This is a genomic window from Paenibacillus sp. MER 99-2 (assembly GCF_023714095.1).
In the GTDB taxonomy this organism is placed as follows: domain Bacteria; phylum Bacillota; class Bacilli; order Paenibacillales; family Paenibacillaceae; genus Paenibacillus.
This window is the reverse complement of the sequence record NZ_JAMAUZ010000018.1, coordinates 1-15039: the sequence shown is the minus strand read 5'-3', so window position 1 is coordinate 15039 and position 15039 is coordinate 1. Positions and strand designations below refer to the sequence as shown.

At 39.8% G+C, this 15039-nt stretch carries 25 protein-coding genes; all 25 read right to left on the bottom strand.

Going from position 1 to position 15039, the window contains the following annotated elements; genetic code table 11:
* Nucleotides 1-116: 116 nt before the first annotated feature.
* The 25 genes from M3636_RS28965 to M3636_RS28845 all read right to left on the bottom strand — a co-directional run bounded on the left by M3636_RS28965 (nt 117) and on the right by M3636_RS28845 (nt 14814).
* Entirely contained in the window at nt 117-494 is a 378-nt protein-coding gene (locus tag M3636_RS28965; RefSeq protein ID WP_251384747.1) for a hypothetical protein, read from the bottom strand.
* A gap of 62 nt (nt 495-556) precedes the next feature.
* Nucleotides 557-850 carry a hypothetical protein gene (locus tag M3636_RS28960; RefSeq protein ID WP_251384746.1) on the bottom strand — a complete coding sequence of 98 codons (294 nt, stop codon included), beginning with the start codon at nt 848-850 and terminating at the stop codon, nt 557-559.
* On the bottom strand, nt 851-1072 hold the full coding sequence (locus M3636_RS28955) for a hypothetical protein (RefSeq protein WP_251384745.1): 222 nt from the start codon (nt 1070-1072) through the stop codon (nt 851-853).
* A gap of 59 nt (nt 1073-1131) precedes the next feature.
* Nucleotides 1132-1323, bottom strand: a complete 192-nt coding sequence (locus tag M3636_RS28950; protein ID WP_251384744.1) for a hypothetical protein — start codon at nt 1321-1323, stop codon at nt 1132-1134.
* A gap of 112 nt (nt 1324-1435) precedes the next feature.
* Nucleotides 1436-1609, bottom strand: a complete 174-nt coding sequence (locus M3636_RS28945) for a hypothetical protein (RefSeq protein ID WP_251384743.1) — start codon at nt 1607-1609, stop codon at nt 1436-1438.
* Between the two features lie 187 nt (nt 1610-1796).
* Entirely contained in the window at nt 1797-2555 is a 759-nt protein-coding gene (locus M3636_RS28940) for a lysozyme (protein ID WP_251384742.1), read from the bottom strand.
* Nucleotides 2556-2568: 13 nt separating this feature from the next.
* Complete coding sequence (locus M3636_RS28935) at nt 2569-3393, bottom strand: hypothetical protein (protein ID WP_251384741.1); 825 nt, start codon at nt 3391-3393, stop codon at nt 2569-2571.
* Nucleotides 3394-3397: 4 nt separating this feature from the next.
* Entirely contained in the window at nt 3398-4336 is a 939-nt protein-coding gene (locus tag M3636_RS28930; RefSeq protein ID WP_251384740.1) for a hypothetical protein, read from the bottom strand.
* Nucleotides 4329-5063: a lysozyme gene (locus M3636_RS28925; RefSeq protein ID WP_251384739.1), complete on the bottom strand. Its 735-nt coding sequence runs from the start codon at nt 5061-5063 to the stop codon at nt 4329-4331. Before M3636_RS28925 ends, M3636_RS28930 begins: the two co-directional genes overlap by 8 nt.
* Nucleotides 5064-5111: 48 nt before the next feature.
* Nucleotides 5112-5981, bottom strand: coding sequence for a hypothetical protein (locus M3636_RS28920; protein ID WP_251384738.1), 870 nt, complete (start codon nt 5979-5981; stop codon nt 5112-5114).
* Complete coding sequence (locus M3636_RS28915; protein WP_251384737.1) at nt 5978-6262, bottom strand: hypothetical protein; 285 nt, start codon at nt 6260-6262, stop codon at nt 5978-5980. The genes M3636_RS28920 and M3636_RS28915 overlap by 4 nt, the downstream gene beginning before the upstream one ends.
* A gap of 48 nt (nt 6263-6310) precedes the next feature.
* Nucleotides 6311-6466: a hypothetical protein gene (locus M3636_RS28910; RefSeq protein WP_251384736.1), complete on the bottom strand. Its 156-nt coding sequence runs from the start codon at nt 6464-6466 to the stop codon at nt 6311-6313.
* Complete coding sequence (locus tag M3636_RS28905) at nt 6466-6642, bottom strand: hypothetical protein (RefSeq protein WP_251384735.1); 177 nt, start codon at nt 6640-6642, stop codon at nt 6466-6468. The genes M3636_RS28910 and M3636_RS28905 overlap by 1 nt, the downstream gene beginning before the upstream one ends.
* A 1-nt stretch (nt 6643) precedes the next feature.
* Nucleotides 6644-6880 carry a hypothetical protein gene (locus M3636_RS28900; RefSeq protein WP_251384734.1) on the bottom strand — a complete coding sequence of 79 codons (237 nt, stop codon included), beginning with the start codon at nt 6878-6880 and terminating at the stop codon, nt 6644-6646.
* A gap of 273 nt (nt 6881-7153) precedes the next feature.
* Entirely contained in the window at nt 7154-7387 is a 234-nt protein-coding gene (locus tag M3636_RS28895) for a hypothetical protein (protein WP_251384733.1), read from the bottom strand.
* Between the two features lie 53 nt (nt 7388-7440).
* On the bottom strand, nt 7441-8508 hold the full coding sequence (locus M3636_RS28890) for a cytoplasmic protein (protein WP_251384732.1): 1068 nt from the start codon (nt 8506-8508) through the stop codon (nt 7441-7443).
* A gap of 60 nt (nt 8509-8568) precedes the next feature.
* Nucleotides 8569-8709, bottom strand: a complete 141-nt coding sequence (locus M3636_RS28885) for a hypothetical protein (RefSeq protein WP_251384731.1) — start codon at nt 8707-8709, stop codon at nt 8569-8571.
* Between the two features lie 41 nt (nt 8710-8750).
* Complete coding sequence (locus M3636_RS28880) at nt 8751-8891, bottom strand: hypothetical protein (RefSeq protein WP_251384730.1); 141 nt, start codon at nt 8889-8891, stop codon at nt 8751-8753.
* A 1-nt stretch (nt 8892) separates the two neighbouring features.
* Nucleotides 8893-9579 (bottom strand): ATP-binding protein, encoded by a 687-nt coding sequence (locus M3636_RS28875; RefSeq protein WP_251384729.1) that lies wholly within the window; start codon nt 9577-9579, stop codon nt 8893-8895.
* 56 nt (nt 9580-9635) lie between these two features.
* Complete coding sequence (locus tag M3636_RS28870) at nt 9636-10451, bottom strand: hypothetical protein (protein ID WP_251384728.1); 816 nt, start codon at nt 10449-10451, stop codon at nt 9636-9638.
* Between the two features lie 115 nt (nt 10452-10566).
* Nucleotides 10567-12726, bottom strand: coding sequence for a DNA polymerase (locus M3636_RS28865; RefSeq protein WP_251384727.1), 2160 nt, complete (start codon nt 12724-12726; stop codon nt 10567-10569).
* Nucleotides 12727-12839: 113 nt separating this feature from the next.
* The gene (locus M3636_RS28860) at nt 12840-13562 is read right to left on the bottom strand and encodes a hypothetical protein (protein ID WP_251384726.1); all 723 of its coding nucleotides are present in this window, start codon (nt 13560-13562) and stop codon (nt 12840-12842) included.
* Between the two features lie 62 nt (nt 13563-13624).
* Nucleotides 13625-13969: a hypothetical protein gene (locus M3636_RS28855; RefSeq protein WP_251384725.1), complete on the bottom strand. Its 345-nt coding sequence runs from the start codon at nt 13967-13969 to the stop codon at nt 13625-13627.
* Nucleotides 13970-14006: 37 nt separating this feature from the next.
* The gene (locus M3636_RS28850) at nt 14007-14513 is read right to left on the bottom strand and encodes a hypothetical protein (RefSeq protein WP_251384724.1); all 507 of its coding nucleotides are present in this window, start codon (nt 14511-14513) and stop codon (nt 14007-14009) included.
* Nucleotides 14514-14589: 76 nt separating this feature from the next.
* Entirely contained in the window at nt 14590-14814 is a 225-nt protein-coding gene (locus tag M3636_RS28845; protein WP_251384723.1) for a helix-turn-helix domain-containing protein, read from the bottom strand.
* Nucleotides 14815-15039 lie beyond the last annotated feature (225 nt).

The following is a 15039-nucleotide window of genomic DNA, read 5'->3' as shown; positions in this document are numbered from 1 at the left end:
ATGGTATTCACGCGTTTTTCGCATTCATTTTTAGGTCTTAAGTCCCGGTTTTGAATCGTCACATTTCTAGTACTTTTTACCTACAAATTCATAAAAAATAGACCCATTTCTGGGTCTTATTTTTGCTTATATTTTGACTGAATTTGTTCTAAAATATCACACAATTCATTAGCGTCCATTTTGTTTATAAAATCCTTAAAGTCATTAACCTTTTCTACTTTACTTTTTACACTGTACAAAACACCAAAAATCATATCACCCGCATTTGTTTTTAATTTAATTAAATCATGTTCCCAATTTGGATTTAATTTATACGTTTCTATACCCATATTTACAAACATAAGTGCTGTATTATAGCTTTCATGATCACCACCATTATATTTAGCTGAAATTACTGTCATTATCTTCTTACCTTCACGTAATAATTCATTTGGTAAATACATATTATTTAATGTTGTGTTTATTTCAATATGAACATGTGTATTATCCTTCAATCACATTACCACCTTATAATATAAGAATATAACCAGACAAACCAACAAGAACAACCGACCTTTCATCTGAACCTCAAAACAACATCTTGTGGATTGTACTTGTTAGTACCTTCATGGAATATATAAGCGTCTCCTTCAATATCAATGGTGAAGCGATCATTAGCATGATACTGACTAACGTAAGACTTAGCATCATCGAGACTAAAAATGATTCCGCGAATCGTACACTTTTTGAACCCAAGTTCCTTAGCGTGTTTAACAACCTCTTCACCAACTTGACCTAGTAGTTTTTTCTCTTCCTCCACAAATATGGAATCAGTGTCAAAATAAACAACCTTTATTTTCTTTTCATTCATTTAAACTACCTCCCTCTTTTTACCTCTTCTTTTAATCGTGGCGATATACTCATCAATTCTGTAATGTATCTCATATGTATCGCCATCAAATTTATAGTCAAACAAATAATAATACTCGCCGGGACTTGATACCTTTCCCATCATGACCATTACTGATTTTTTCAAGACTTTAGCATGGACTAATTCACGTCCAAGATTAATTAAAATAGTTGGGGTGCGCACCCGAACCAACTCCTTTCACTGGCAAAGCCGCCAACCCTTAACGGATTCGCGGCGTTCTCTTACACTTGTATTAATGCTGTTCTTATAAGTTCAATTTCTTCATTAATTTCATTGTATCGAATGTATCCTTCTGGTGTACCTTTATCCAATGAGTTTTTTTCAGCTAATAGTACCTTTCTTTTTGTCTTTAAAAGTTTACTCACATAGGTTGATGCTTTCAGGTTCTTTACAAACTCTTCACGTTTTGTCATTATGTATCGCTCCCTTATTGGTATAACTTTATTATACTACAACGTACTACACAATACAACACCTATTTAAAGAAAAAAACCACCTATTTTCAAGGCGGTTTTTGTACTCATTTTATGCGAAATTATCAGAGCAATTATTATAATTAAAAGCGTCTATTAAATCCTCTAAAGTTACAGTGCAAATAACGTCCCGTCCGACACCATCAATATACTCGTTGGCAATTGTGCTGTTATCCCCATCACAAAGAACCGCAATACGATATGCAATATTTCCAAATTTACTCATTGAATTTCTCCCCTTAGATGGTGAATCATGGTATCGGCGCCGTAAGTCTATTATACTACAACATACGACACCGTACAACACCTAACATGCATTTTTGCGTATGTTTTTCGGTTGTTTTTTGTATGTTTTTTGCGACAAAATATAATTAAAAAGTAGTACACTGGAACTAGATGTAAAGGCGCGCTCTTTAGTTGTTACCTGAGACAAGGCGAATTGCTCTATCAATCATTGCGCAATTACGATAGAAATCATATGAGCCTTTTGCACCGGAATTTACAACACCTAACTTGGTCAAATTTTCCACACTCTTTTTAGCCCATTCTGGCATTTGAATTTGTGAAGAATCTGTTATGGTCTTAACACTTTCTTCAAGCTTTTCAATGGTAGCTTGCATACTACCCATCGCCTTAATGGTAACATTAAGTGCGTCTGTCAAGACCTTATTATTTGCGTTTAACATATCAATTTCTTTCTGTAATTGTGCGGACACTTTTACATCCTCCTTCACGGGTTTAAGAAATAGTTCTCGTTCAGCTTTTCGGCGTGTAACAAGTCCTTGTAACACTCCACTAGCACCATTCACGTAAAGCAAGATTGCTTCTGAAATGTCTTTCAATGTGCGGTTATTTCCACACAACTTTTTAAGGTTTCCCTGTCCAGTATTGAATGCGAATGATACCAAAGCGTCAAACTGATTTTGATTAAGTATTTCGGTCATTGGAACATATGATGGATTATTGACAAAATTCTCAAATTTGCGTAGGTCTGACAATAAGATATTTTCTGCTTGTTTCAAAGTGATAACCATATTGGGTGTTACGTCCGATCCGTAATGACCATAACCTATCGTGTAAAACCTTTCAGCCTTGACGGGTTTGTACGCCGTTAGGCGCACACCCTCATGTTTCTTGATAAATGAAATACCTTCCTCTGAGATTTTTCTCATATTTATGCCCCTTTTAGATTATGAATTTCTTACCACTTAAGTTTTCCTCTACTGTTCGTTGTGTTGTAGATTGTGAACCCGTGAAACTAATTGTTCTATGAACTACCTTATACATTTTTGATCTATCAATACCACCTGACAATGATGTTGTTTTTACACCACCTGAACCATTAAGAGGATTAAGCCATGAGACGTAGGCAATTAGATTATGAAAATCTATCTTAATACCCATTATTAGAATTTCATTATTAGCACTACCTAGTAATGGGTTAGAGAATAATTCCAAACCATCATTTGTGATATTAGACGTTGCTTGTTTCAGAATAATATAGTTCCGAACGTCTCCAGATTTAGTTATAGCTGAATATGGTAAGGTAGAACCACTATCTGATACAAAGTCAAACAACATAGATTTTGCATCAATGTCTGTCAAGATAGGTCTTTCCTGTGACCCACTTGCTAGTAAATTAATTTTGTCATTTACTAGACTAACCTGTGATGTCTTAAGTGATGGTAATTCTAACGTACCTACCATTCCAAAAATATCTGACCCTTTCCTGATATTCTCCGGTTTAAATTCAAACGACCCGACCAGTATTCTACTTTTATCATTGTACTTACCTTCCATTTGTGGAGATACAGCGAGGTAGTTTACAGTAGTTTTTGGAACCACAGTGTACATACCCACATTCGAATCCTTAGCTGAAAAATCTTTCATTCCACCGACCTGCATTCCATCATCATTCGTAAATGTCTTTCCTTCTAATACATCTACGTTATATGCATTACCACCTGTCCCACCTCCACTGGTAGGACGAATGCCTTTGATTATCTTCATGTTGTTACCTCCATGTGGATGTCGCATAATAGAATGCTTCATCATCATCAGTAGATACGAATACCGTTTCACCGATTGCTAGGTCAGACTGGAATGTATCACCCGGACGTAATTCAGCAACCGGATTAAATTCACCATTTCTACGTATAGTTACAAAAATAATTGTTACCTCGGATGGTTGCTTATACCCAGACTGTATGAATACTTCTATTCCTTCAGCCGGAGCAGTAATAACCTCCACTGATTGACCCTGAACCAACCACCCATTTTTAAAATTACGATCCATTACAGGGACGTTTGCCGCAAGTGCAACCTTGCCAATAATTGCTGAACTTTCTTGTAATCTTGCGTTTACAGTATTTTGAACATTTACGTTTGACGTTCCGACACTTCGGGTTGTGACCTCACCAGCGACGGTTACGTCCGGTAGTGCATCTACTTTAACGGAACCAATTTGTTTCGTACCCGCTGGAATCTCACCAACCAGTTTTGTATTGACATCATTCATCACTGCTGTTCTTAAGTTTCCGCTGTTTAATGATCCCGGCAACTGTGATGCTTTAGCGAGTCCAACAGTATCACCCGTTAAGGTCATGTTTTGGTTCGTTCCGGGCATCCCACCTTGGAAGTTAATCCCTAGGTTGTTTTGCGAGAAAATAAGTGACAGAATTTTTTGATCACTTACCTTACCACCAGTACGCCAAACAATCGTATAGAATTGACTTTCCCTAATTGGTCTAGTTGTGTTTTGGTATGGTTGAACAACGGCGAAACTATCAAGAACGTTTACCGCTGTTTCCGATCTTTGACCTTCGTATATTTCAATTGTGTTATCTGTACCCGCATTTAGAATTGATAAGTATTTCATACCCGGCGGAACCATAACTTCCATTGATCCAACGTCTTTGTTACCCATATTTTGTGTACGTGTAATATCAGCCATTAGCGTTCAAACCTCCACTTTGCATTGTCATTAAAACGATTAACCCGATCAATACGATCCCAACAATAATGACCGCCGCATACATACCGATTGTTTTGTATGTATTTACGTTGGTCACTGCATCCACACCGGACTGAAAACCGTTGTCCACACCTTCGAAAAAGTCACCCATTCCGATCCCATCACCAACACGTCCACCACCGTTAATGGGGATGTCCATCATAAACTTTTCTTGTTCCTCTTTGGTCATTTTGTTCCATTCGTCTTTTGAAGGGATACCCGGCGCGCTTGATGAAAGGAATAGTTCCCGTTCCGATTTTCTACGTGTGACAAGTCCCGGTAACACCTGACCACTTCCCTTATTATAAAGAAGCATTGCATCTGCAATTTCTTTCAGTGACCGATTACCACCCGTTAACTTTTGCAAATTTCCCTCTCCCGTATTAAAGGCGAATGATACTAATGCGTCAAACTGATTTTGATTAAGGGATGCTGTGAGTGGTACGAATGCTTTGTTATTAACAAAACCTTCAAATTTTTTGATGTCCTGCATTAGTAATGCTTCGGCTTGTTTTTCTGTTATTTGCATACCACTGTACACATCAGAACCATAGTGACCGTAACCAATGGTATAATACTTTTCTTTCGATACTGGTTTGTATGCGGAAAGTCTTAACCCTTCATGGTTCTTGATCATTGCCAAACCTTGCGGTGATAATGTTCGCATGGTTGATACTCCTTTAGGGATAGGCTATAAAACCCATCCCCTGTATGTTTATTTCTTCTTCGTACCCAACACTTCCACTTTTGCAACGGATGCCTGAGCAACTCCCGGTGTTGGGGTGGATGGTTTGAATGCGTCTTTCGCGTCTTGCCATTTTTGCGAAGAAAGATTGGATTCTGCTGTTTGTGCGGCTTGGTACATAGAGGATGTAGATTGCGAACTCACAATACCATTGAGATAGTTTTGTGTTTGCTGACTCCAATTGTTCGAAGCAATGACTTCATTTTTTGCTTGTTGCAATGTGGAACCAGTCATCCAGTTTGAACTATTAGAAGATGATGAAGAGGAAGAACTGGAGGAACTTGCGGAAGGGTATTGAATACTTTGTTGTGCTTGTCGATCCTTAAAGGATTGGAGTTGATCGGTCAATGTTTTATTTTGTTGTTCGAAATTGAGGTATTGTTTCTGGAACTCGGCGTTCATTCCATCAATCATACCTTGCATGGATTGAAACTGATTCGAGTATGAACCACTCATTTGGTCAAACGCGTTTTGCATTGCGTTGTACTGATTGACGTTTGCGTTTTGCATTTCCTGCATTAATCGCTGTGCGTCTTGGTTGTTTTGTTGTAGTAGGTCAGCAAAGTTTTTGTTGATGTTTGAAATGGCATCATCAAAACCGGATGTGTCCATTGACCCACCACCAGCACCACCACCCGAAGGCATCCCATCGGACGGGTATCCTGAAAGTGCAACGGGTACACTTTGTGAGGATGATGATCGGTTGCGAAGTGCGAGGAAAACAACGAGACCCAATACAATGACAACAACGAGTGTTATTTTTCCTTTCTTACCTTTGAACATTCCTTTGATTTTTCCAACACCATCGGAAGTTATTTCTTTGATATTAAATCCACTCAACTAAAACCACCACCATATTCATCACCGTACCAACCGGATAGTTCGACATCTTTTAACTTCACTTGTCGTCCCTCTCGCTTAGGTGACATGTCTACAATACTATCTTGTAAACCAAAATGCGGTTCGCGTCCCGGTGGTAAAAGTTCGAACATGATCGGTTGAAACTTTAGGTTTTCAGCATCACCGATGGCTAAGTCCATTTGTGGATTATCAACGGGTCGGTTTGCGTACCCATAAATTGCGGCGAATGTATCAAACGAACGATGATATCCGGGGAACATGTTTTACCTCCTTTCCGCGCTACTTTCTCATAGCGCGGATTGATGTCTTTATGAAACTTTGTTACCTTGCAACGTGCTGATACCTTTGATTGCATTTCCCGCAAAGGCATTGATAATGTTAACAGATTGAGTACCCTTATTCAGTACCAAGTAGATACCGATCAAGATTCCGATACCACCACAGATAGCGACAATATCACGCATCAGTATTCGACTCCTTTCAAAAATGAAATTACTTTGTCACTGTTAATGAGGATGATGGACATTAATACAAGGGTGACAAAACCTGTTGCAAATTTCTCACCCATGATCATGGTTATAGCGAGGGTCAAACCGATAAAGGAAATGACGGGTACGAAAAATGATCTTGTGTTATCCATATCATACCCACCTTAATTCGCGTTCGACTTTTTGTTGTCCTGATACTGCAATCGGGTTACTTTTCTTGTCCGTGTATGGTAGTTGCGGCGGTTCACTATTTGTTGTGCTACCGCCACCAATTGAGAAGTTACCTTCTACAATCCGCATGATGAATTTTTTCCCGTTCGGGTGTAACTCTTCAATGACCACATACACAATACCCAGTATCAGGAGAAGTAGAATGATTTGATTCTTCATTGTGCTATCCCTTCTTTCGTAGCACCAAGAAATATAGAGCGAAAATCAGTATGACAACAATGATCCCGTTTGACAAAATATACACCTACTTTTTAAGTGATACGGTAAGTTCCGTCACCGCTTTTTGCAACGCGTCCATAGATTGTCGTGTGGCTTCATTTTCCTTCGACGATTTTGTCAAAAGCCAAACCGTAATGAATATGGGAAAACCAAACGAACCTACCATTTCTTTCAGAAATACAACATCCATCGTACTGCACGACCTTCCCTTTTTTACTTCGTTCCGAAGAAGATGATTACTAGCACAATTGCGGCAAGTAACACCCACATGTTTGTGCTTTTCTTTTTGTCAACCGCCGTTGTGTCATGGACTTGCTCTGTAACAGTCATTACTTCTTGGGCTTTATCATCAACCAATGTTTCCTCGGATTGTGTTTGCCCAATGCTCCAATTGGGATAAATGTTAGAAATATCGTAACTACTAAAACCTGAATAGTTTTGTTGCATTCATATTCTCCTTTCTAACGGGGTGACTTACGCCAACCCCGCTAATGGTTTGATTATCCCTGTGTACGCATACGAGTTAAGTTCTCGTAAACAACTGTAATGTTACCCGCTTTTGCGGTGTTGAATTTGAGCCAGAACTCTGTCAGGTTTTCGGTGTTGATGTAGTCACGAGTACCACCGTAGTTCGCAACACCTTGGTATGTTAGGTCAAATACGTACATCCCATCGGGCAACGTTCTACCATACATTTCTTCATTAATTGCGGCAAGCATTTTCGAGGAAACACGATAAGGGATATCGGCTTGGTTAAAGATAATTTCAAGGTTAGCGGAAATTTCATCATCCGTCATACCTTTACCGTTTGTATCTTCGATAAGGATAGCGAACTTGCGGTATACCATACCCGTTGGGAATTTGTACGTCTGTTCGCCGCTACCCGTAATGGCTTGCGTTGCACCTTGTACCAATTTAAGTACAGACAAGTCGGGAATTGCTTGCGGAATATTTGGTACGGAGAATGATTCAACGAATGGTGTAATTTTCACATCAGACAATGCGAACGTGTACCCGGCTTGATCGCTACCCAATTGGTCAGCTTTTGCAATGTCCATAGTTACCGTTACTACGGTTTCTTGGTTTTGTGTGAGTACAAGACCAATTGGTTCACGGTCATTAATGGTAAGTGGCAAGTCCAAAGTCAATCGAACTTTGTTGTCAGCACCCGCCGCGGAAGCGACCAAACCTTGAACGTTTTTACCACGTCCCGAAGTTTTAGGGAATACAATGCTTGCATCCTCACGCATAACCGAATACATAAACGCCTGTTTACCGGAAATTTTGAAAGGTGAGAAACCGTTATTTACGGATAGTTCGATTGAACGAAGCATGGTATACGGTGCGAATGGACTTGGCACGTAGCTAGTTGCGGAAGCATGTTTCACGTTTAATTTTGCTTCGACTTGTACCCGGATACGGGATGTCAAACGGGTCTTAGGTAAGTCGAAAGATTTTGTATCACCTTCCGTTGCTGAAATGCTTGGAAGTGGTTGCCATGTTTGACGTGTTGCCTGTGCAAAAAGTGCGGCACGGTGTTGCGGGGAAATTTGTTGTTGGTCAGCCATTGAAATTATTCTCCTTTTGTTCCACGTGGAACGTTGAATTTTTGTGGGGTTAAAACGGGGTTATACACCTTCGGATACTGTGCTCAAAACTGGTACATTGTACTTGATAGAAACTTTCTTAATTGCGTAGATCATAATCATGGTAAATACCGTTGCTACGATTACACCAATCCAGAAGCTAGGAGACATAAACCGACCCATATGTATTCCACCTCCTTTCGTGGTGAAAAATTGTCAATGATTTAAACGGCTTGGATTACTTCGGAAACACCTTTTACTGGATGTTTTGTGAATACAACTTTGAGGAGTACAATCATGAGGATAACGAAGAGGGTAATTCCCAGTAGGTTTCGGAAGCCGACACCCATAAATGTTCCTTCCATATTAGTCTTCACCCCCTTTCAGTTCCAACACTGCTTTGATGGCATTGTCCATACCATCAGCCCAGTACCAAAAGTTATAATCTTCGGGACGTACTAACATTTCCGGTGCACCTGTTACTTTGTAAAGTTCTTTTCTATCATCGGGCTTGACGATGTTAAACACGAAAAAGTGTGTGGATTGTGCGAGGATTTGGGATGGGATGCCTTTAGGTCTTTGGGTCAATGACCATGTGACAACATTTCTGTCACGACCACGGGTTAATACCGCTTGGTAATATTCAGGCATAGTGTGTGGGGTAGGACATACGGAGTATACTTCATCAACCCAGATAGTAATGTCTTCCAGTTCGTAACAGTATTCGAAAAATGTGTTGAATGATTCGAAGTTCATTTCATTGTGGGGTGGTACGTAAATGAGGTGTGATCGTATGCCCTCTTCTATCGCTTGTTGGAAGCTATCGAATGAGGTACAAATAGCGAGTTTTTCAGGGGGTACTTCTTGCCAAGGATTTTTACCTTTTTTGATATCACGGAGTGATGAAGCTTTTGTGTCAAGCATGACAACGCGAGGGAATTGCGAGAGGTATACACGGGCTAGGACGGATTTTCCTGAACCTGTTTTTCCGGGGATGAAGACAAATTCATCAGTCTGTATCGTGTTTGTCGTAAGGTGTTTCGATTTCGCCAAATTGGATCACATCCAGTTCAACGCGGAGGTTGTTCATAATTTCAACCAGTGATTCATCAGTAATAACTGTCTGGGACTGTGGCAGGAAATTGGGTAAGAAATTCAGCAGTAGAGGTTTGATCATCGGGGGAATTTTGTCCAATAGGGGATTGATTCTGTCCAGTGCTCTCTGTTGCATCGGGGTGATGGACTCCGGGGATAGATTGAGTATCGACTCTAGATTGTTGCTGGGTTTGGAGTTTACGAACGGATTCAGCATTAACTTTTACTCTCCTTTGCTTATTCAGTTGTAATTGATACATAACACGGGGTGCGAATGCTACGGACAAGGCTGTCCCTAAAGCAATCATATCGCTACCTTGAGCGATTTTTTCCAGAAGGTTGTAGCGGTCTAAAATTCCTACGAGGGGTTTTGCAATGTTATCTGTTTCTTCTTTACTCAATTGCCAGTGTGAACCAGTACGCATGGATGATATATCAGAAAGGGTTTTAATGAGTGACGAAAGCATTTGAGCCGTTTGGGTTAACTCTTTCGCTTTCGTTGCTTCTTTTTCAGCGGTTTTTTTCGAGGTTGTGTTATTTCGTTTTCGGTCACGTTTTGGGGGTGTGCCCGAAGGTGGTTCTATCCGAGGAACCGTCTCATTAGTGAGCGTTTCGCCTTGGGTGGTTCCGTCGATTGCGATCCCGTCTGTGGGTTTTGGGGTTCTTCGTCTTCCTGTGGTTCCGGTTCCTTCGGTGGTGGTTCCGGTACTGGTACTTTCTGTACTGGTTCCTCCTGTTGTTCCGGGGTCGGTACTTCCTCCTGTTTCTGACTCTGTTTCTCTGTTTCTTTGTCTTGCTCTTTCGAGGACTGAATTTGCTGTTTTGCCCATTCCAATGCTTCCTCCTTTTCTTTATCGTCCTTTGGGGTAAATGCCATCTTAAAAACCTCCTTAGTTTCAAAGCGGTGTTTGCTAGGTAATCATAACCGATTTAGTTAGCGTTTGTCTACACCGCTTTTTGTTTATTTTTTAACTCTGATAAAAATGAGTCTAAAGTCATGTTTGTGATGCGTAACCATGCACCCATTTCAGTGCCTTCATTTAGAGCAAAATATCTGCCTTTTTGTGTACGTGTTAATGACGAAAAAATATCGTGATACGGTTGCCCCTTGAAAGGCATCATAATTTTACCGAATTTTTGTATGAGTGCGTCAATCTCGTTTGGTGTTGGTGACACCGCTTTGATGTCGGTAACAACGTTTTGCGTGTACATAGGATTGGTGAGGTTAAACGGTATAACCCGGTTATCATTTCCAACAATGCCTTTTTTGTATTCGCGTCTAAGGGTTTTGATAATGGTGTTATTGTAATATTCCACGAAGTTACCATCCTTGAATCGCTGTGCAATACCATTCCACCGGGTAACGGCATACTGTTCATTTCCATCTTTGTCCACGCCAATATATCGTGTTGATTTTGATTTACTGATACCCTTAACTTTTGACTCACCATTAAAGACATAATCCTTACATCCCCTTACCTTTACATCATGTCCAAAGTCTTCGATTTTCAAAGCACCCAATCTGTCGTTATCAATCATGTTATCAAACCACAGGTTCTGATACCCGGTACTGTTGACAAATAATGAATCTGTATCACAGTAAAAAGCATTCTCCATTCCTGCTGTTTCGATAGCTGACCATAACAACATTCGTGCATGTGCGGTAACGTGTGCGGCTATTGCAGGGAATGAGTCTTGGGCTTCGATATCGGTCTTAGTGTCCACTTCATATTGTACATACATCACACCGCCAAAAATCTTATGTCCGACTCTTCCGTGCTGTTCTGAATATATTTCATACTGATCAATAATTTCTGGATCAAATTCCACTTCGTTTCCTTCTGCATCCGTGTAAGGATTCCATGTGACTTTTTTCTGCCCGAACTTACCATACAATGCGTTCATAAAAAGCTTATACAACATGGACATAACTTCATTCTTATTATGCTTCGCTTCCAGTCTTGCATTGTAGAAAAATTCGACAAAATCACGGAAAATATATTCACCTTCATACACGGCGACATTCTTAATCTCCTTAATGATACCCCGCTTGATCCCCTCAATAATTTCAGGTGTAGAAAGGGATGTCCAATAAGTACCCGTAGGGAAAATGAGTCGTTCGTCTTTGAGGTGAAAAATTGGAATTTTCGTATCAATATAACAGTCGGCACAGAATAGATATCCCTCTTCAATCATTTCCATAATTCGCTTGGGTTTCATGGTAATAACGAATGACTTTAATTTTGTCGGGAAACGTTGTGACCACATGACGTGTGGGTACATACTATTAATGTCAACATAATAAATGAGTTCTTCTATCTCACCCATGTAAAACACTTCGTTACGTCCACCCGCATATGCGCGGCGTTCCACACCTAGTGCATTTTCATCACTGTGTATAAAGATGTCCTTCTTCATAAACCGGGACTTAAATGCGGTGAATGTTTGTGATGCAATGGTTTCACAGAATTTACCCAATCGCTCTTTGCGTATAAAGTCTAGGAAAGATAGCATAGCGACTTCGAGTATTTCCACGTCTCTGTCTAGGTAAGTGAGCATTTCGGATACAAAATTACTGTCCTTCATATCAATTTTTTGGTTATGATCGAAGTCCAATTTTTTTAGACCGAATACTTTTCCCAGTGATTCGAGTGATTGTTGGTAATAGTTTGTGGATGATAATAGGATAATCTTCTTAACTTTTACCTTTACTTCATCCGTTTCTGGATCGGTTTCCATACTGTGGACTTTAGTAAATTCAAAAATGGCTGGGTTAGCATCATTAAACCGTGTTACCTTATAACCCCGTTTTACAAGTTGGTGAATACCTTGTGATACTTGGATGTCATACTTCGCATTGTGTGCAAACATATATACAGGGTGGTGGACAGTTGTAAATGCGTCTACATCATCCCAAAAATCGGATACAAAATCATGCTTGTGTTTTGTGTCCACTTGTTCGGGCTTGGTGTAATAGTGTTTCGTAAATTTCTTGTCGCGTCTCTTCTGTACATCACGGTAATATGTAGCACCCACGGCGTATATGTCATGCTCTTTTTTAATCTTGGTTTTCTTCTTTACGTTTGATTCAAGTTCGGATATCAAAAGTGCAATCTCTTCGTCACTGATTTCTATTTCTGTATCTGCTTCCGTGTCCCAAAATATCGCACGGGTGACAGTCCTACGTGACCGACTTAGTTCAAGTTTATGTGGAACCCTCATGACGCATTCTGAATACCCCGGTCAATTGCCACTACCTTAAAGGGTTTGTCTTCTGCAACTTGGTTCTGCATATACTTTTCACCAAACAGATTTATGAAACGTTCGTAGTTCAAAAATAGTGCTTCGATTACATCTTCTTTTGTTTCCATTTTTCGGTTTGATGTGATGGTCATATATGCTTTTTTATAACCCTCTTCATCGTTATACAAATAGTATTCAACAATATACACGTACCGTTCATTAACGGTGATGTATCTTTTCTTCATATGTTTTGGGATTTTGTCGTATGAGCGATGCTTAAACTTGGTTGACTTCTTCTGATTATATTCAATCCCGAATGCGTCACGTTTAGCATTGTCAATTTTCGCATTGTCACCCCGACCACCCTTAGCCCGGAATAATTTCCTAACTTGGGTATTCGGCATGTCTTTGGTTTGTGGGTTTTGTCTAAAAAATTCTTCGAGTGTTATTCGTGATGTGGTCTTTGTGGATTGTTTTTTCTTTTTGCGAGGAACCTTTGGTGCGGTTCGTTTTTTAGGTGTAGACTTCGATTTTGATTTTGTTACGTCTTTCCCTTTTACAGTACGGATGATTGTTGACAGTACAGTGTTGTCTATTTTCCCACCACTAGCACGGAAACGTTTTGCCGCTTCTTTGTTTGTGATTTTGGGATTGTTTGCAAGTTGTTTACGATAAAATGATTCGAAGTTGTTAGCCATAAAAAACTACCCCATTTCAGGCGAAACTAAAGGCGCGTTTTTGAGACGCGCCGTGTATTTAATTACTTTTTGATGTTATTGTTGTTGTTGTTGTTGTTTTTGTCTTTGTCAGGCGCGTTGGAAGGTGGCGTAACTGGAGGTGTGACAGGAGGATTGTCCTTTTTGTCTTCCGGTTTTACCTCTGGTTTAACTTCCGGTTTTACTTCTTCCTTTTCTTCCTTCGGACGGTGTGGTGCAATTTCTTCTTCTGTCACTTCCCACATTTCCATTAGATCGACCTTCATTTTGTTCAACTTACGTAGTTCTGTTTTGGATTGTTTTGCCGCCGCTTCGAAGTCAGCAATGTCTGATTCCAAACCTTTCATTTTTGTTTCGAGTGATAAGATGGTTGTAATGTTCTGGTTCATGGGTAAAGTCTCCTTTTAGTTGTTAGATTATTTTTTATTAGTCGGCGATGATATCAATTGTAACTGTTTTGAATTTACGACGTGTTGTAACTGAACGTGGCATCATTTTAATACCCGGAACCCATGGAGCCGCACCGTACATACCTACGATTTTTTGAATGGAGGACATAACACCTTGTGACATTGCGTGATAACCTTTTCCCTCTGGTGTTACCAATACGATACGAACGGTTTCAATGATTTCTCCTGTTTGGTCATCAGCCAATTGAACATTATGTGCCATAATATCCTGTACAACAATCGGTTCTTTTAGTTCAGAGAAATTACCTTCTGAATTGTTCAAAGCTGTATAGATTTTAGCTTTTGTTTGGCGTGTTCCATCATCGACAATTGAAGAGTAGAAAACGTTGGATACATCCGTGAACGCACTTACCAAAGCACCCTCATTATTTACTTGCGGAAGAAAACTACTTGCTGATACTGGTGTGTCTGTGATATCCAATACTTCGTTTGTGCTTGCTACTTCGTTTTGTGTGTTTTTCATGATTAATTTATCTCCATTCGGTTTATAGTTTTTTGGTTTAATAGTTACAGTACAATGTTACTTGGTTACAGTAGGTTTAATCTTCACCCATGAAGGGTAGGTTTTCGATAAATTCGTTAAGGTGTGATTCATAAATTCGGAAGCCCCTGCCCATCCTTACGGCTTTTATCTTCCCTGCACGTATGTAACGGCGTATAGTTTCCTCACTTAAATCAACGACTTTTGCAACTTGCTTTACATCATAATATTTTTCATCTAGAATATTACTTTCATTAGATGATTTTTCGGCTTCCTCATTCATGGCATCCCACCCGCTTAAATTTCGTTTGTTTCTTGCTTACAAATACATCATACCATAGATAGTACCGTGTTGTATATAGTAGTATCAAGTTGTACGTTAAATTGAGTCAATAGTCCTAGAATTGTCTCGGGTGATGTAGATATGTGGGACTAAAGTCCTCTCCCCTATCGTGTTCAAAAACTGGGACTAACGGACTAATTTTTGATGCGAAAAACGCGTGAATAC